Origin of the sequence: Pedobacter sp. W3I1 (assembly GCF_030816015.1) — a bacterium.
Taxonomy (GTDB): Bacteria; Bacteroidota; Bacteroidia; order Sphingobacteriales; family Sphingobacteriaceae; genus Pedobacter.
Map to the genome: position 1 here is coordinate 4,761,190 of NZ_JAUSXN010000001.1, position 20,201 is coordinate 4,781,390.

Genomic DNA, 20,201 nt, shown 5'->3' on the forward strand with positions numbered 1-20,201 from the left:
GGAAGGTTAAAGGTTGGAAGGTTTGGGCGCTTAGCCGTCTACCTTAAAACCTTCTGCCTTCCTGCCTATTATTCATATTTAAGTGCATCAATAGTATTTGCAGCTGCTGCTTTATACGAGCGGATACTGACTGTTATTAAAGTCATAGCCATAGATATCACCATTGCCAGGGCGAACGGCCAGATGCTTATATCAATTCGATAGGCAAAACCCGAAAGCCATTTGGAAATGAATAAATAAGACAGTGGCCAGGCCAGGAGATTTGCGATAAAAACCATTATCAGGAACGAGCCGTTTAGCATTTTCACCAATTCGATTGTTGATGCGCCTAACACTTTTCTGATGGCAACTTCTTTGGTTCTTTGCGTGGCGACGAAAGAAATCAATCCGAATAAACCAATAAAGGAGATGAAGATGATTACACCTGCGAAGACTTTGAACAGGACACCCATAGTTTGCTCACTCTCGTAATAGTTATTGATGCTTTGGTTCACAAAACTTGAATCGAAAATCCCATTGGGAAAATTGCTTTTCCAAACGGCTTCAACTTCTTTCATTGAAGAAACCAATTGTTCAGCATCCATTTTTATCGCGACATTCCAGTACTCATCTTTACCCGGAAAAATTGCTAATCCTGAAATGTTTTCTTTTAATGACTGATCGTTAAAATCTTTTATAACACCAGCAATTGGTAATGTGTTCCCGCTGGCATATATTATTTTTCCAATGGCGTCCTCTGGATTCAGAATGTGCATTTTTTTTAAAAAAGTTTCGTTTACCACACAGGCATTCGCCGTATCACTCTTGCGAAAGACTTTTCCAGCTATTAATTTCAGATCAAAAACTTTAAAGAAACTTTCATCAGCACGCATATTCCGTAATTCGAAATCTTCGTTTTTAATCCCATTATAAGTGAAATCACTCGAATTAATGTTGCTTGATAATGGAGGCGATTGGCAAAAACTCATTTCTTGTACACCTGGAATCCTTAGTATGCGTTCTCTAAAAGTATTATATTTTATTTTACTTAAACTGTCATTAGGGATACCAACCATCGCCACAGCATTTGGGTTAAATCCTAAAGATTTTTCCTGTACATATTGCATCTGTTTAATTATCACCAAAGTTCCGATAATCAATATTACGGTTATTGAAAACTGAACCACAACCAGTATTTTCCGAAGACTTAAGCCACCGTTATTTAGCGAAATCTTGTTTTTGATAGCGAGCGCAGGATTAAACTTCGAAATAATTACTGCCGGATAAAATCCTGCCAGAAAACTTACAAACACAACGAGAATGGCCATAAAAAAGAATATTGCCGGATGACTGAATAAGCTGAATTCGATTGTGCCTTTAAAAAGATTCTGCATGGGCGGAATTGCCAGTTCAGTTATAACACAGGCAATAAGTAAAGCAACTAAACTCACAGCAAAAGTTTCCATCAGAAACTGAGTTACAAGTTGCTTTCTTTTACTGCCCATAACCTTGCGAACCCCCACTTCTTTAGATCGGTTAACAGATTGAGCAGTACTTAAATTGACGAAATTTATGCAAGCTGTAATAATTAGAAACAAGCCAATTACAGCAAGACCATAAATCTCACTTCTATTAATTGACGAATCGGCGAAGTTGTCGTATTTCTCACTAAAATGTATTTCCCTTAGAGGCTGAAGTCGGTTTGTTTGATTACCCGCTATCTTTTGAATCGGATAATACTTCTGATTGAACCTGGTTATCGATTCTTTCAAGTCGCCGGCTTTCAAACCGGCTTTTATGAGTACATAACTTGATGAGCTTGAATTTACGGAATCCCAGTTATCATTAAACCTTCCCGCATAAGTTTCATAACTAATTATGATTCCTAAAGGGAAACTGCTGTTTTGCGGCATATCCTGAATAATCCCCGACACTTTTAGGCCTATCCTATTTTCTAAGGTGATAGCTTTTCCTATTGCACCTTTTATACTTCCAAAAAATTTAATGGCATTCTTTTCTGTTAATACGACCATGTTAGGTTCGGCTAGTGCTAAATCCGGAGCGCTATAAATCCACTTAATATCGCTGAAAACTTCGAAGAAATCAGGCTGGGCATAGTAAACAGCCTCACGAGATTTAAGTTTCTCCTTACCCTTAGTATCCTTAACACTAATTATTCCACCCCTTTTAATAATAGAGCCAACCTTTTCGAGCCCTGTAATTTCATTTCTTGCAGCTGCAGAAAAAGGTATTGGCACGCCAGCCGAGTAGTCATCGTAGGCGTTGTATTTCCAATCGGTAACTACTCTGAAAATCCTGTCTTCATTTTTAAATCCCTCGTCAAAACTCATTTGGTAGCGAATAAAAATAAATATCAAAATACAGCTCGCCATCCCAATAGAAAGACCTATCACATTGATAAATGTATAGCCTTTATTCTTCCACAGGTTTCGCCAGGCGATTTTTAAGTTCAATCTGAACATAGTTGTTAATGTTGAGGGTTGGAAGGTTAAAGGTTGGAAGGTGTGGGCGCTTAGCCGTCTACCTTAAAACCTTCTGCCTTCCAGCCTATTATTCGTATTTAAGTGCATCAATAGTATTGGCAACCGCAGCTTTATAAGAGCGGATGCTTACCGTAATCAATGTAATCACCATAGAAATGATCATGGCCAACACAAAAGGCCAGATATTTAAATCAATGCGATAAGTAAAAGTAGCCAGCCATTTGGCAACAAATAAATACGCAAGCGGCCAGGCTACCAAATTGGCAAGAAAAACCATCAACAAAAATGAACCATTTAACATTTTAACCAATTCCAATGTCGAAGCACCTAAAACCTTTCTGATGGCAACTTCCCGTGTTCTTTGTGTAGCTACGAAAGAGATTAGCCCAAATAAACCGATAAAGGAAATAAAAATGATAACACCGGCAAATACCTTAAAAAGGGATCCCATTATTTTTTCCGTCTGATAATACTCACTGATTTTATCATCCATAAAAGTAGATCCATACACATACTCTGGCAGTACAGTATTCCAGGTTTTTTCGATGGCCCGCATAGTCTGTAAAATACTTTTACTATCTAGTTTTACCGCTATAGTGGTATACGATTCTTTATCACTGTTAATTACAATGGGAGAAATCGGCTCATGCAAACTCATATTGTTAAAATCTTTAACTACACCAACAATGTTACCTATTTTACCTTCGATCCTGATGGGTTTCCCAATCGCATCATTATAGTTAACTACATTAAGTTTTTTTAGTATGGTTTCGTTTACCACAAATTCTTTGAGTGTATCACTTTTAGACAGGCCTTTACCCGCAATAATTTCTAAGCCAAATGTTTTAAAATAGTTTTCGTCTCCTGTTTTGGTATTGGCCTGAAAAGTTGATCTTACTGTTCCATTGTATCTGAAATTACTTTCGTTATTAAAATCAGAAGATGGTGCTGCACTACAATAACTGGTGGATATTACACCTGGAATTTTACTGATCTGATCTTGCAAAGTATGGTATCGGGTAATTGCCAGGCTATCCGAAGGTACATCAACAAGGGCCACAGCTGTAGGATTAAAACCAAGGGGTTTCTCGCGCATATAACTCATTTGCCTCAATACAACTAAAGTACCTATAATGAGTATAATGGTAATGGCAAACTGTACCACAACAAGCACCTTCCTTAAATTTAAACCTGCAGCATTTGCTGTAATTTTATTTTTAATCGCCAATGCAGGGCTATAGCCCGACATGACCATTGCCGGGTAAAAACCAGCTAAAAAGCTTACTAGTATTACCAAAACAATCATGAATACCATTATAATGGGATGATCGATAATGCTAAATGAAATATGATCTTTAAACAAACTTTGCATGCCTGGCAATGCAGCTTCTGTTAAAACGCAGCCTACCAATAACGAAATGACTGTTATGGTTAAGGTTTCTGTTAAAAACTGGACAATCAATTGTTTACGCAAACTACCCATTACTTTACGTACACCAACTTCTTTTCCCCTGCTTACAGCTTGTGCGGTAGCGAGGTTGATAAAGTTGATACATGCGGTTAACAGCAAAAAAGCGCCAATTATGGCCAATCCATAGAGTTCTTTTTTTGGCATTACTTTGTTTGCAAAATTACCCAGATCTGCATTATAATGAATATCTCTCAGCTGCTGAAAGCGATGCGATTCTTTTGAAATATTATCTCTCTGATAGTATTTAGTAATAAACTGAGGAAGGCTTTTACTTGCCTCATCGATAGAAGCACCTTCTTTTAATAACACATAACACTCTGAAGTAGAAGAAACTGTGCCCCAATTGGTCGATTCCGGTCGTGCCTGGTTTTGATAAGTTTTATAAGAGATCACTACCTTAAGTGGAAAAGAACTGTTATCGGGTGTTTTTTCTATAATACCAGTAACTTTAAGGTCTTCTTTGTTCCGGAAATTAATACTTTTTCCCACTGCTTTGTGCCAATCTCCAAAAAGTTTATCGGCCATTTCATCTGATAAAACAACGGTGTTAGGCTGACTCAGCGATTGACGTGGATTCCCTTCCAACCATTTAAAGCTTAAAATTTCGAAAAAATCAGGCTCAGCATAATGCACACTCTCAGAAGTTTTAATTCTTTCTTTTCCGGATTCATCTTTTACTTTAATGATTCCACCGCCTGCCTGAATAGCAGCAACCTTATCAAATTGTTGCTTAAAATCATTTCGCATAGCCGCCGGAAGTGGTCGGGGCGTGCCTGCAGATTCGAAAAAATTATCAGGTGTTTTCCAACCGCTTATTACCCGGTATATACGTTCTTCGTTTTTAAAATTTTCGTCAAAACTGAGCTGGTAACGGATAAAAATAAAAATGAGGATACAACTCGCCATTCCGATTGAAAGCCCCAAAATATTAATAAACGTATAACCTTTGTTTTTCCAAAGATTTCGCCAGGCGATTTTCAAATTTAATTTAAACATGGATCAAATAATTAGTAAAATGAAATCTGAAAATACTTATGCCAATTTTATACCAAGAGCAAAACAAAACACAAACAACTAAATATCAATAAGATACAAGTAGTCAAAAAGAAAAAATGTCCGTTTATGAACAGTAGCTGTACGGTACCGAACGGAGAATAGTGCTAAGCGTTTGGGTTAAACGATAAATCTGTGCCGATCGCCAAACGCCCTCCGCAGGTCTTACTCGTATTTCAAAGCATCAACAGGATTGGCTTTAACAGCGCTATTTGCCTGGATACTTACGGTTATAATGGTTAACAAAATGGTTAGGCCAGCGCTGATTAAAAAAGGAAAAAGTGGCAGATCAATTCGATATGCAAAAGTTTCGAGCCACTTTTTGGTTAGGATGTACGCCAATGGCCAGGAAATAATATTGGCTATAAGCACCATAACAAAGAATGAACTATTAATGAGTTTAAAAATTTGTAAGTGACTTGCCCCAAGAATTTTCCTTACTGCAATTTCCTTAATCCTGCCAGTAGTAATGTACTTTGCAAAGGCAAATAAACCCAATATTGCAATAAAAATGGTGAGTATAGCCGCAGCAAAAAATACAGATTGCAGTTGTTCTTGTTTTTTAAAAAGCCGGCCATACATTTCATCCAGAAATTGATAGCGGAAATTATCACCATCCAGTTTGTTAATTTCTGGCCATTGTGATTTTAGGGTGCTGAGCACTTCAGACATCCTGCTTTCTTCTATTTTTAGCATAATTTCCGTTTTAGGATTTCCACAAGGATCATTTATCGCGTAAATGGTTGGCTCTACTGCTTTCTCAAATCCAAGTGCTTTAAAATCTTTTATCACCCCTACAATCTTATATTCTTTATTCTGGCAGCCTTTTATGGCTTTACCTATAGGATTGGTTAACCCATATTTTGCTACCGCGGCTTCATTAAGTATAGCGGAGTTTGCTGTATCGGTTTTAAATTCCCTGGAAAATGTCCTGCCTTCTTTAATCCTAATATCTAAGGTTTCGAAATAATCAAAATCTACATCTGTAAAACTTAAACTTTGTTCCTTTCCATCAACAGTATATTTATTTTTTCCACTATCAGAACCATCGGGCAAGGCATTGGCAACCGTAACAGACTTTACGCCTGGAATTTTAGAAATTCTATTCCGTATCGGATCAAATTTACCTGGCGCAATGAAATAGGCCAGGTTTTTAATGTACACCACCTGTTCGGGTTTGAAACCAATATCCTGGGTACGCATGTATTTCAGCTGAGAATTGATAATAAGCAAACCAATAATAAAAACTACCGCCACGCTAAACTGAACCACCAATAAACTGTTGCGTAACCAATAGCTTTGCTTGCTGGTTTGAAAATTGCCTTTTAAAACAAGGGCAGGCTTAAATCCTGATAACACCATGGCAGGATAAATACCAGCTATTAATGTAATAAAAATTAATATAAGGGGCAGCTGCCAAAACAAGGCATTATTGGGTGCCCAAATAGTTAAGTTCACGGCAAACAGGTTATTAAATTTTGGCAGGATGATTTCGGCCATGATCAACCCTAAAATGGTGGATACAAAACACTGGATCAATATTTCTGTTAAAAACTGAAAGGCGAGCTGAAGGCGGTAAGCACCCATTACTTTTTTAACGCCTACTTCTTTTGCCCGTTTGGCAGCCTGTGCTATACTCAGATTGGTAAAGTTGATACAGGCAATTACCAATATTAAAATACCTAAAACCGATAAAGCCATCAGCACTTTATAGTTAGCATCGGTGCCTGCTTTTGGCCTGAGATGTTGGTTTTTTAAAGGATCGAGAAAGGTTTTAGTATTTTTAAAAGATTCGTTATTTGCATCGGCCCCGTTTTTTAGCATTTCTTTTTTGTAGAGTGCATTAATTTTGGTTTCAAGTGCTTTAATGTCTGTACCTGGTTTTACCTGAATATAGGTGCTGTAGTTATTGTATCCATAGTTTTCGCCTGTTCCTACTTCTTTCATCAATGAAATGGCATCGAAAGTAATATTAGAATGAGGATCAGCAAAAATACTTCCGCTCAGTTTACCTGTTATATTAGCAGATTTGCTCCCAATCCAAACCATTTCAGGCTGGCCGTTTTTATTATGGGGGAAAAGCGTTTTATAATTTTCATTACTGAGGTAAAACAGATTTTCGGTTGTACTTTCTGGCTTAGCTAAACCATTATTGGGTTTAATGTTGAACATTTTTGCAGCAGCATAATCAAGATAGAGGCATTTACTTAAAAACACTACACCATTATTGCTGGTAACAGGAAACTCAAAGTAGCTCATTTTCATGGTACCAACTGCCACTACTTCTGGCATTTCTGCTTTAATGGCTTTACCTAATGGTGGTGGGGTATTATTGGTCTTAAAATCGGGCAACTGTCTTCCTACTACATAAATTTCATTATAATTTGGGTTTTCCCTATCGAAACCTGTTTCGTAGGTAAAATACATCGTAACCAAAATAAACGCAGCCAAAGCAATAGCTAACCCACCAATATTAATGGAGGCAATTACCTTGTTTCTCCAAAGGTTGCGCAGTGCAATTTTTAAGTTTAATTTGAACATAGGGCGTAGGGTTTAGGGTGTAGGGTTTAAGGTTTGGGCGCTTTAACCTTACGCCCTCAACCTTTTAGCCTTCCACCTTATTCATATTTAAGTGCATCAACAGCATTTGCCTTAGCTACTTTAAAAGTTTGCAGGCTCACTGTTAAAATGGCAATAACGATCGAAGTTAAAAGCGCCAGTAAAAAAGGCCATGGATTAATGGTAATCTTATAATCGTATTTCTCCAGCCATTTGGCAACAAGAATGTAAGCTACAGGAATAGCAATCACATTGGATATAATTACCAGTTTCATAAAATCTTTGTTCAGCAGGATCAGGATATCAGAAAGATTGGCCCCCAGTACTTTGCGGATACTGATTTCTTTGCTGCGTTGCTCAGCTGTATACAGTGCTAAACCAAGTAAACCTAAACAAGAGATGAAAATAGCAAATCCTCCAAAAATATTGGAAAGCGCACTGAGTAATTTCTCGCTCCTAAGTTTTTCGGCCATGCCCTGACTAACCAGTTTCACTTCAATCGGATAAGCAGGATTTAGACGTTGACTTACCGATTTTATCGCTTCTATCGATCTAGAAAGTGATTGTTTTGGATTCAGCTTAAGTAACAGAACCCGACTTGTTTTAATGTTATAATAATAAACGGTTGGCTGTATTTTCGAAGCGAGCGATTCATTAGAATAATCTTGTACAACGCCAACAACTTTAAGTGGTGGATTATCGCCCCAATGGATAATGGTACCCACAGGATTTTTTAGTCCCATTATTTTAACAGCGGTTTGGTTGAGTAAAAGTGATGTTGAAGTATCAGCCGAAAATTTAGGATCAAAATCTCTCCCTTCAAGAATTTTGACACCTGTTGTTTTAGCAAATTCGAAACCTGTACTTCTATAATTAATAATCGATACATCATTTTTCGGCTTTCCTGGCCATTCAATGTCACCAGTAATTGAACCACCATCTGTAAACGAACTGGCATATTCTGTTGCAGCAATTGTGGCACCTGTCCTTTCTAATTCATTTTTAAAAGTTTGCAATTTTTGTGGCTTAGTCCACTCTCCCTCCAAATCGATCTGTGCCAGCGCAGTTTGATCAAAACCTAATGGTTTATTTTTAAGGTGCTGAATTTGACTATAAATTACAATTGCCGAAATAATCATGCAGATAGAAAGGCTAAACTGCACCACCACTAAAGTTTTACGGATAGATAATGAACCCACTGAACCTTTAAAGCCTTTTAATACCTTTACAGGGATAAAAGATGAAAGGTAAAATGCAGGGTAACTACCAGCAAGCAAACCGGTTAACAGCACCATAGTAAGTAACACGCTCCAAAACTGATAAGCATTATAATTAATTTTGATCGAGATATCGAGCAGATTGTTAAAGTAAGGCAAGGAAACTTCGAGCAGGGTAAAGGCAATTAACATGGCTAAAAACGACAACAGTAGCGATTCTACCATAAACTGTCCCATTATTGTATTTCTGGTAGAGCCTAAAGCCTTTCTAACGCCTACCTCGCGCGCACGTTTCTCTGATTTAGCCGTTGAAAGATTCATGTAGTTAATACAGGCAATAAACAACACGCAAATGGCCAGAAAAACAAATAACCTTAACTGATCAATTTTACCACCTACCGATTTTCCGTTATCAAAATCATCGTATAAGTGAAATTTGCTTAAAGGAAAAAGAAAAGGTTCATAAGTCATTTCTTTTAAGTTGGGTTCCTTGTTTACAATAAAGTGTTTTAATGCTGCATTGGTTGCATCTAAAGAAGCATTATCTTTAAGCTGAAATAGGGTTAAACAAGTAATTGCTCCCCACCCGTAATCTCTTTGGGAAGGATTTTCTTGTTCTAAAAAAGCCCAGGGTTGCAAAACATCGAACTGCATGCTTTGATTTTTAGGCAAGTCTTGTATTACGGCGCTAACTTTTAAAGCTATTCTATTGTCGTATTTAATACTTTGTCCGATTGGATTCTGCTCACCAAATAATTTCTTCGCTGTCGATTCGTTTATAAGTACATTATTAGGCTCCGATAAAGCTGTACCTGGATCGCCGTAGATGAATTTATGATCAAGGATTTTTAAAAAATCGGGATCTACATTAAAACCTACCAGTTTAAAATGATGTTCATTATGGCTGAATAATTTCTGACCATTGTTCATCGAAATACGGGCCGCACTTTTAATGCCCGGTAATTCTGCAACGCCTGTTTGCGCCAGTTTATTAGGAACCGCCATGGTGGTAGCCAGTTTGCCGTTAAACTTTAAATTTAACGCAGCAAAATAAATCTTATCGGCATTTTTATATTGTTTATCGAAGCTCCATTCGTAGTTTACATACAAGAGTAACATTAAGCAACAAGCCATTCCAATAGCCAGGCCACCAACATTAATCAATGTAAATCCTTTGTTTTTCCAAAGGTTGCGTAGTGCTATTTTTAAGTTTAATCTAAACATGATGGGTTAACTGTATAAATTGTTAAACTGGTTAATTGTTATATTGCTAACTGAAAACTGCCAACTGAATTATTCGTATTTAAGTGCATCAACAGGGTTAGCATTGGCTGTTTTATAGGCTTGGAAACTTACGGTAATCAAGGCCATCATTAGCGTTCCGAATCCGGCAATCGGCATAATCCACCATGATATTTCAGTGTGAAATTCGAACTTCATCAGCCATTTATTCATTAAAAAATAACTCAAGGGGATAGCAATCACGATAGAAACCACTATCATTTTCACAAAAGAGAACGACAGCAATTGCATTAAATTGAGTAAAGAGGCGCCCAACACCTTGCGTACGCCAAATTCTTTTGTTCTCTGCTCAGCACTATAAGCTACCAAACCGAACAGTCCCAAACAGGAAACAAAAATGGCCAGTCCGCCAAAAAGATTTGAAAGGATGCCTAAAGTTTTCTCCTTTTGGAACAAATCACTGTATACATTATCTAAAAATGAAATTTCAACAGGATAAGCAGGATTAATATCTTTGGTAATCCGGGTAATTGTTTCAATATTTTGCTGAATGGTATTCGAAGTATTTAGCCTCATCGTGATATAACTTGTATACTTATCGTTAAAATAAAGTATCATTGGGTTATTCGATTTATAAGGAGAATCCCATACATAATCATCAAAAACCCCGATAATTACCCTTTTATCACCAAAAATGGTAAGAATTTGCCCTACTGGATTTTTTAGGTTCATTACTTTTGCAGTTGCAGCGCTAATAAGAACAGCTGCAGAATCCGATGCAAATTTTTTAGAAAAATCCCGCCCTTCCAATAATTTTATACCATTAGTTTTTATGAAATCATAGCTGGCTTCAACCTTATTAAACAGGTTATCATTATTTTCCTGAACCATTCCAGGCCAACGAACATCGGTAAAATTTGAACCGTGGTGTGATAATTTTGTTGAAGATTTATTTAAACTTGTTATAGCACCAGATTGCAGTAATTTTTGCTTGTAAACCTCAAACTGATTTTTTAGCTGCCCATCCTGAGGAATCTCAATTAATGCTTTGGTATCTATGCCCAGTGGTCTATTTTTAATGTATTGAATTTGACGATAAATAACCAGCGTTGAAATAATCAGAACGATAGCAAAACAAAACTGGCTTACAACAAGTACCTGCCTTAAGCTTACAGATGCCAAACCTTTCGATTTTATTTTCCTTTTTAAAGTTTGAATCGGGTTAAAAGCAGACAAATAAAATGCCGGATAACTTCCTGCGATTAAGCCTGTTGCGATAACTATTCCCAATATGCCAATCCAACTGGATAAATTAAAATAAGATATGCCGAGATTGATATTTAAAAGACCATTAAATGCAGGCAAGCAGATTTCGATCAGCGCAATTGCGACCACAACCGCAATTAAGGTAAGCACCATTGATTCTGTTAAAAATTGAAGAATTAATGAAATTCGATTTGCGCCAATTGTTTTTTTAATACCGACTTCTTTCGCCCGTTTTTCTGATTTGGCCGTAGCCATGTTCATAAAATTGATACAAGCAATGAGTAAAACACCAAAAGCAAGACCGGTAAAAAGCCATATTTGTTCAATGTCGCCGCCTACACTTTTTCCATTTTCAAACTTACCGAATAAGTGTAGTTTAGCATATTGGAATGCTACGAAAGGTTGGTCGGTTTGCTTATTATTTGCTTTAACAGCCTCGTCAATTTTCCTGTTCACAACATCAATGTCAGCATTAGGATTAAGAGAAAACATCGTTACAAAACTGTAATTACCCCATCCCAAATTCTTCGCGCTTTCATCAACCATTTCATAAAAGGCCCAAGGCATTAAAAAGTCGAATTTAAGTGAGCTATTTTGAGGTATATCTTTTATTACACCGGTTACCGTCAAATTTTCACTATCCTGATAACGGACAGATTTGTTTAATACATTTGTTGTACCGAAAAGAATTTCTGCCATTGTCTTAGTAAGAATTACAGATTTCGGGTTTTTCATTGCGGTTTTAGCATTACCTGCAATAAATTCATAATTAAACAGCTTTAAAATATCCGGTTCAGCAAATTTCCCGTCTTTCTTAAATCTATTTTCTCCATTTGCAATTAAACTTTTTTTGATGTAGTTCATCCTTGCAAGGTTTTTTATTTCGGGAATGCGTTCCCTTAATAGTGGTCCGAGCGCTGTTGTTGTTCCTTCAAATGTCTTCGACACACCGCCATTTCCATCAGGAATATTAGTCATAACCGTATACAGATTTTCTGAGTTTTTGTAGTGCTTATCAAAGTTCCATTCGTAGGTAACATATAGGAGCAACATTAAACAGGCAGCCAAACCAATAGCCAGGCCAATCACATTAATAAATGAGCTTACCTTATTTTTCCAAAGGTTACGCAGTGCTATTTTTAAGTTTAATCTAAACATAAGGTGTAAGGTTTAGGGCATAAGGTTTAGGGTTTTGACGTATTAACCTTACGCCTTCTACCTTAAACCTTACACCGTTATTCGTATTTTAACGCATCAATAGGGTTTGCCTTCGCCACTTTAACCGACTGGACACTAACCGTAAGTATGGCAATGAGAACCGACAAAGCAATAGCCACAATAAACGGCAATGCAGATATAGAGATGCGATACTCGAAAGCCGAAAGCCATTTATTTATAATAATATAGGCTAATGGGAACGCTATAAGATTGGCAATGGCCACCAATTTTATAAAGTCTTTATTGAGTAACATGAGGATATTGCCCGTGCTGGCACCTAAAACCTTACGGATACTGATTTCTTTTTTGCGTTGCTCTGCCATAAAAAGCGCCAGACCTAATAATCCTAAACAAGAAATGAAAATTGCAAAACCACCAAACCAGTTAGAAAGTGAACCTAAAAGTTTTTCATTTTTAAATTTCACTTCAAAAGATTCGTTCACAAATTTGCGGTTAACAGGATAATTGGGTTCCATTTGCTTTACCAAATCATCAATTTTAGCTAGTGATGAACTGATGTTTTGATTTGGATTTAACCGCGCAATGATAACCCTGGCATCGTCCCTTTGATTTACCCTGAAAATCATTGGGGCCACTCTTTGATAAGCACTTTCTACTACAAAATCTTTTACTATCCCAACTGTAGTTAGTTTTTTATCCCAGAAAGTAATAACCTTACCTATCGGATTCTTTAACCCCATCATTTTCACGGCCGCTTCATTTAACAATACGCTAGCTGTATCATTCGGAAATTTCGCAGAAAACTCCCTACCACTCACCATTTTAGTTCCAATAGTTTCAACAAAATCATATCCTATCGTTCTATGGTTAAAAGAAATAGCCTCGTTCGGGTTTTTACCTTCCCAATTTACACCTATAGTATTATCTCCACCCTCAGTAAAATCTGTACTAAAAAAAGTAACATTGCTTGCTGCGCCTGATTCTAATAGTTGCGTTTTAAGCAATTCTAATTTAACCGCATCATTCATTTTACCGGCTACCGCTATTTGAATTAAATTGGATTGATCGTAACCAATAGGCTTGTTTTTAACATAATTAAGTTGCTGATAAATTACTGCTGTACAAATAATTAAACTTGCGGCAAAAACGAATTGACCAACCACTAATACTTTCCTCACCGAAACGGATGAATCTGCTTTAAGCGTGAAACCTTTTAAAACTTTGATAGGCTCAAAAGAAGATAGATACAGCGCCGGATAACTACCCGCAATAAATCCGGTTAAAATCATTAAACCTAATAATGTTAACCAAAATGGACCATTATAATAATCGATGGTTAATTTAATATCTAACAAACTATTAAAATATGGCAAACTAACCTCAATTAGGATAAAAGCTAAAACTGTGGCGATAAATGTGAGGAGCAGGGATTCTAAAAAAAACTGATTAATTAACGATCTACGTGTTGATCCAATTGCTTTACGAACGCCAACTTCTTTTGCCCTGCGCTCTGAGCGTGCTGTAGATAAATTCATAAAATTTACACAGGCAATTAGCAAGATGCAAAAGGCCAGCAATAAAAATATTTTAAGTTGGTCTATTTTACCACCTACTGATTTACCGTTTACAAAATCATCATATAAGTGCCATTTGGTTAAAGGATGCAATAAAGCCACTGATGTATTATCTTTCTGATTGCGTTTGTAAATACCATGCATCAAATCATTTGCAGCAGTGAAAAAGTTATTATCCTGCAACTGAACAAGTGTTAAACACATATTATTTCCCCAATTGCCTTCCTTCACCCAGGCTTCCCGTTTTTCGAACATTGCCCATGGTATGATGCACTCAAAAATTAAACTACTATTTGCAGGTGCATCTTCTATTACGGCTTCAACTTTTAATACTTCCTGATTTTCAAGCTTTACCATTTTATTAATAGGATCTTCATTTCCAAATAATTTTGTTGCAAAAGATTTGGTAAGGATGATGGTATTTACATCTTTTAAAACTTTTGCTGAATTACCCTCAAGAAATTTATAATCCAATATTTTAATAAAATTTTGGTCGGCAAATACGGCATTGCTATTTATCTTATTATCGCCAACGGTAATGAGTTGTTTTCTAGGATAAGTAGTGTGAGCGGCATACTTAACGCCAGGGATTTTTTCTTGCACTTCTTTAGCCATCACATTTGGCGTCCATGCCCAGCTAAAAGTTTTACCACTTGCCTCCATGTTTTGATAAACTACATAAGTTTTATCATTATTAGAGAACTGCTTATCGTAACTCCATTCGTAGTTTACATACAATAGCAAAACCATACAGCTGGCTAAGCCAATGGCTAGCCCCCCAATGTTGATCAAAGAGAATCCCTTGTTTTTCCAGAGGTTTCGCAAAGCGATTTTTAAGTTTAATTTGAACATAAGGTGTAGGGTTTAGGGCATAGGGTTTAGGGTCTGGGCGCATTTACTATACGCCTTTTACCTTTGAACCTTTTTCCTTTGTTGTGCCTATCCTAAATCTCCCCATCTAGGGAAGATTTTTGGATGGCTATCATTAACTAAACTATTTTTTTTATGGTGTAAGGTTTAGGGCTGAAAGTTTAAGGTGCGATTTAACCTTACACCCCCAACCTTTTACCTTAAGCCTTTATATCAGTTCTTCGTTTCTGCTTTTATTGATTTTCTCCGATATCACATGCCCATCTTTCAGGTTAATGATTCTGTTCGAAAAACTTGCATCATGACTAGAGTGGGTTACCATCACAATGGTGGTTCCGGTTTCATTCAGTTCGCAAAGCAACTCCATTACTTCGTTACCATGCGAGCTATCCAGGTTTCCGGTAGGCTCATCGGCCAAAACCAGTTTAGGTTTGGTAACCAAAGCCCTCGCTACAGCCACACGTTGCTGCTGTCCACCCGATAATTGTTGAGGAAAATGGCCGCTACGGTTTACAATATTCATTCTTTCGATAATTTCATTAACCAGCCTCTTGCGTTCTACAGCAGGAATTTTGTTGTAAATTAATGGCAGTTCGATGTTTTCAAAAACAGTTAATTCATCAATCAAATTGAAATTCTGGAAAACGAATCCCATATTCCGCTTACGGAAATTTGAACGTTCCCTATCATTAAGCGTTAAAAGCTCTGTATCGATAAATTTATAGCTTCCACTTTCAGGCTTATCTAATAAACCCATTACATTTAACAAAGTAGATTTTCCGCAGCCCGATGGTCCCATGATGGAAACAAATTCTCCTGCTGCAACATGGAGGTTAATGCCGTTAAGCGCCGTGGTTTCTACTTCTTCAGTTTTGTAAACTTTTTCCAGATTTTCTATTTTAATCATAGTATCAAGTGTTATTCTAGTATTTAGTATCTTGTACAAGTAGTTAGTATCAAGTATCAAGACTGATTTTATTATTGTCTAATTTGGTTAATCGGTTAATTAGCGCTAAACGCCTACCTCTAAACGCTAAGCTATTTATTAATCTCCACCTGATCGTATTGGTTAAACTGATCGTAAGATGAAGTAATGACTTCGTCGCCTTTCTGCAAACCATCCAGTATTTCGTAATACAGGTAATTTTTCCGGCCAATTTTAACGTTTTTCTTAATTGCTTTACCATTGTTTACCACAAATACCCATGAGCCACCAGTGCTCTGGAAAAACTGCCCTTGAGCCAGAAGCAACGACTTGCTATTATCGGATAGGGTTAATTTCGTCTGTAACGATAAACCACGGCGTAAACCTTCAGGTGCTGCTCCTTTAAAAACCATTTCTACCTGAAACTGGCCTGCCGTAACCTCTGGAATTACTTTACTCACGGTTAAGTTATAGGTTTTGCCATTAAACTCACAATTAGCGGTTTGTCCTTCTTTTACCCTGTTAATATAATATTCATCTACACCTGCCTGAAGTTTATAACCTTGCAACACATCAATTTTTCCAATCATTTCGTTGGAGTTATAAGACTTACCAATTACCGGATCGTAAGAAGATAATTTACCAGATACCGGAGCTTTGATTGTCATATTTTCGATGTTCTTACGGATCATTTCCAAACTTTCGTTCATTTGCCCCATTGATTGATCGATCTGAGCCAACTGCATCTTTCTGCTTTGGTTTTCTTGTTTAATGGCCTGACGCACAATTTTCAGTTTACCCTGATAATATTCATAATCCTGGTTCGACTTATTAAATTCCTGTAGTGTAATTACTTTTTTAGAAAATAGCGAGCTATCTAATCTATATTGGCGGGTTGCCGTTCTTAGGCTATTTTCTACATCCAAAACATCCTGGTTTAATACCCTCTGATTTTGCTCTAAATCCAACCGCGATTTCCGCAACTGGTTAATCTGCTCGGTAGCTGCTGTTTGACTTGAGGTATAGCTCAACATGGCATTTGAGTTGGAGATTCTTAATAGTGGGGTCCCTTTTACTACAGAAGCACCATTTTCAGTAAAAATTTCGGCAACTGTTCCACCTTCTGATGAACTTACAATTACCGAGGTTAACGGAACTACACTGGCATTTAATAACACTACATCTTCAAAATCGCCATATTCTACTTTACTGATGGTTAATTTATCGGCATCTGCGCTGTAAACTTTTTTGAGGGATAAAGTATAGCCATAAATTACAACTGCTACAAAAGCAATTGCTCCGCCTATAATTAACAGGGCTTTAGTGCTAAATCTTTTTTTCTCTATTTTCTTATCCATTGTGTTCGGTTGTACTGTTTGGAATCACTGATAACCAAGCTTGTGCCAAAAGCATAAAACATATTTAAAACACTAATAATCAATAAATTAATAGTTATCTTATTTTTTATATGTTCATTATCGGACAGTTGATGTGCGGGAGCGGACAGTTTTATTACTTTAGCACATTAAAATTTCAAAATTATGCTTGACGCCACAGTTTTAATTATCGATGATGACGACGATATCCTGCTTAGTGCCCGTTTGTTTTTAAAGCAGCAGGTAAAGCAGGTAATTACATGTAAATCGCCTAAAGAGATCAATGTTTTATTGAGTAAAAATGAAATTGATATCATCTTGCTGGATATGAACTACCAAAAAGGTGCTAGTGATGGTAGAGAGGGCCTGTATTGGCTGGAACATATTTTATCGATTGATAAAGATTATGTAGTCATATTAATGACAGCTTTTGGGAACGTTGAACTGGCAGTAAAGGCGATTAAAAAAGGAGCTACCGATTTTATTCTAAAACCCTGGGAAAATGAAAAGCTGTTTGCCACCATTTCTTCGGCATCTAAACTCCGCGAATCGACCAAAAAGGTAAAGAAACTGGAAAAAATACATTCATCGCTTCAAAAAGATCTAACAAGAGGTTTCGAGAATATTGTTGGACAGGCAGATGAGATAAAGCAATTGCAAAATACGCTCTTAAAAGTAGCCCCTACTGATGCTAATGTACTTATCTTAGGCGAAAACGGAACGGGAAAACAAGTTTTCGCTTATGAAATCCATGGAAATTCGCAAAGGAAAAACCAGGTGTTTATGCACGTAGATTTAGGCTCCTTAAACGAAAATTTATTTGAAAGTGAATTATTTGGTTATGCTAAAGGTGCTTTTACCGATGCCAAGGAAGATAAACCCGGCCGTTTTGAACTGGCCGATGGAGGAACGATTTTTTTAGACGAGATTGGAAATTTAACCTTACCGCTTCAGGCAAAATTATTAAGCGTTTTACAAAACCGTACAGTTATCCGTTTAGGTGAAAGCAAAGAGCGTAAGGTGAATGTTCGCTTAATAACAGCCACAAATATGCCCTTGAATGAAATGGTAGCTAAAAATACCTTCAGGCAAGATTTGCTGTTCCGTATTAACACGGTTGAACTTTTATTACCAGCCTTACGTAAACGAGGAACAGATATTTTACTTTTAGCCAATCATTTTATGCAGGTTTTCAGTTCAAAATACCATAAAGACATACGAAAACTGAGTAATAAGGCCCAGGAAGCACTTTTACAGTATAAATGGCCAGGAAATGTGCGCGAGTTACAGCATGTTTTAGAAAGAGCCGTTATTATGAGCGATGGGGCTGATATTGCAGAAGAAGATTTGCAGTTAAGTCCGCAGCGTTACGCACAGAACAACGCCATACCGGATGAAATGGCACTTGAGGATATGGAAAAAATGATGGTGCAGAAAGCAATTGATAAACATAAAGGAAATATATCAAAAGCCGCAGCAGAACTTGGTTTAACCAGAGCTGCCCTGTACAGAAGAATTGAGAAATTTGGAATCTGACAGAGGTTTGAGGTGGAAGGTTTAAGGCTTAAGGTTATTATGCCTGTCATCAGCCCTAAACCCTTCACCCTAAGCCCTAAACCCTAAAAAATGTTTTACCAACGTTTTACTTTCCGTTTAATATTTCGCCTGCTGATCATCAATCTGCTGGGCTATCTCTTATTTTACCTGATTAAAAATACCCAGCTCTGGTTTACCATAACAGGGGTTGCGTTGATTTTATTGGGAGCTGTTATTTCACTCTACTACTATATCAATCAGATCCGATCAGATATCAATCGTTTCATTTTAGCTGTTAAAACAAGAGATCATACCTTAAACTTTAAAAACAAGGCAACTAAAGGAAGTTTTCCTGAGTTATACGAATCGTTCAGTGATATTTTACAGGTTCATAAACAAATCAGGTTGGAGCAGGAGGCCATGTTTCAGTTGATTAAAACCATCTTGGAGCAGGTTCCCGTTGGTGTAATCGTGGTAAATAATACCAATCAGCAAGAGAATGAAGAGATTGCATTTTTTAATCAGGCCGCATCAAATCTTTTAGGTGTTCCGGCGTATAAATATTGGCACAGGCTAAAGCAACACCTCCCTACCTTTGCAACAGAAATAGAGCAGATTTTAGCTGGGGGGAAAAGGTTTCTGGAATTGAAGATCCAGGATAAACTGATTCAATTATCAACTGAAGTTATTCCATTAAATCTTTACGGAAACAATTATACTATTATCAGCTTTCAAAACATTAAAGATGAGATTGAGCAAAAAGAAACAGAAGCATGGAATAGATTAATTGGTGTAATCTCACACGAGATCTTAAACTCAATTACCCCCATAAGTTCATTATCGGATACAATCAACCGGATGGTAACCGATAAAGAGAACCTAACCGAAGATGAAATGGATGATCTGAAAACGGCTCTACAAACCATACAAAGAAGATCTTCTGGTCTATTAGATTTTGTAAAGGATTATCGCTTAATTGCCGAGTTGCCTACGCCAAACCTCGAATCGCATACCATTGGCGAAATACTGAAACACATTAAGGTATTGATGCAGCCATTTGCCAAAGTTAAAAATGTGGTATTAGAGGTAGAACAAACCTCTTCGAAAATCACCATTCAGCTTGATTTAAAATTAGTGGAACAAGTCCTGATTAACCTGATTACCAACAGTATTTATGCTGTAGAAAATAGAGAACACCCACACATCAACGTAAATTACCGCTTAGAAAACACTAAACTGTATATTGATGTTAGCGATAACGGAAAAGGTATCGATGCCAGTGATCTCGAAAAGATATTCGTTCCATTTTACACCACCAGGAAAAATGGATCAGGAATTGGCTTAACCATTAGCCGCAATATTATGAAAATGCATAGAGGAAGTATAGAAGTTGTTTCTATACCCGATAATGGTGCTACTTTTTCATTGGTATTTAATTATGTTTAATCAC

10 protein-coding genes are annotated in these 20,201 nt (G+C 37.0%); 2 read left to right on the forward strand and 8 right to left on the reverse strand.

What is annotated here, in order from left to right; all coding sequences use genetic code 11:
- Positions 1–68: 68 nt before the first annotated feature.
- The 8 genes from QF042_RS19475 to QF042_RS19510 all read right to left on the reverse strand — a co-directional run bounded on the left by QF042_RS19475 (position 69) and on the right by QF042_RS19510 (position 17,197).
- Positions 69–2,462 (reverse strand): FtsX-like permease family protein, encoded by a 2,394-nt coding sequence (locus tag QF042_RS19475; RefSeq protein WP_307531499.1) that lies wholly within the window; start codon positions 2,460–2,462, stop codon positions 69–71.
- 88 nt (positions 2,463–2,550) lie between these two features.
- Entirely contained in the window at positions 2,551–4,950 is a 2,400-nt protein-coding gene (locus tag QF042_RS19480; protein ID WP_307531500.1) for an ABC transporter permease, read from the reverse strand.
- 222 nt (positions 4,951–5,172) lie between these two features.
- A complete protein-coding gene (locus QF042_RS19485) occupies positions 5,173–7,548 on the reverse strand; it encodes an ABC transporter permease (protein WP_307531502.1) in 2,376 nt (791 codons plus the stop codon).
- A gap of 77 nt (positions 7,549–7,625) precedes the next feature.
- Complete coding sequence (locus QF042_RS19490; protein WP_307531504.1) at positions 7,626–10,007, reverse strand: ABC transporter permease; 2,382 nt, start codon at positions 10,005–10,007, stop codon at positions 7,626–7,628.
- Between the two features lie 69 nt (positions 10,008–10,076).
- Positions 10,077–12,449: an ABC transporter permease gene (locus tag QF042_RS19495; RefSeq protein ID WP_307531505.1), complete on the reverse strand. Its 2,373-nt coding sequence runs from the start codon at positions 12,447–12,449 to the stop codon at positions 10,077–10,079.
- A 77-nt stretch (positions 12,450–12,526) separates the two neighbouring features.
- Positions 12,527–14,896, reverse strand: a complete 2,370-nt coding sequence (locus tag QF042_RS19500; protein WP_307531507.1) for an ABC transporter permease — start codon at positions 14,894–14,896, stop codon at positions 12,527–12,529.
- A 226-nt stretch (positions 14,897–15,122) separates the two neighbouring features.
- Positions 15,123–15,821: an ABC transporter ATP-binding protein gene (locus QF042_RS19505; RefSeq protein WP_307531509.1), complete on the reverse strand. Its 699-nt coding sequence runs from the start codon at positions 15,819–15,821 to the stop codon at positions 15,123–15,125.
- 131 nt (positions 15,822–15,952) lie between these two features.
- A complete protein-coding gene (locus QF042_RS19510) occupies positions 15,953–17,197 on the reverse strand; it encodes an efflux RND transporter periplasmic adaptor subunit (protein WP_307531510.1) in 1,245 nt (414 codons plus the stop codon).
- A 183-nt stretch (positions 17,198–17,380) separates the two neighbouring features.
- Between QF042_RS19510 and QF042_RS19515 the strand changes: the two genes are divergently transcribed.
- Positions 17,381–18,751, forward strand: coding sequence for a sigma-54 dependent transcriptional regulator (locus QF042_RS19515; protein WP_307531512.1), 1,371 nt, complete (start codon positions 17,381–17,383; stop codon positions 18,749–18,751).
- Between the two features lie 90 nt (positions 18,752–18,841).
- On the forward strand, positions 18,842–20,197 hold the full coding sequence (locus tag QF042_RS19520) for a PAS domain-containing sensor histidine kinase (protein WP_307531514.1): 1,356 nt from the start codon (positions 18,842–18,844) through the stop codon (positions 20,195–20,197).
- Positions 20,198–20,201: the final 4 nt, after the last annotated feature.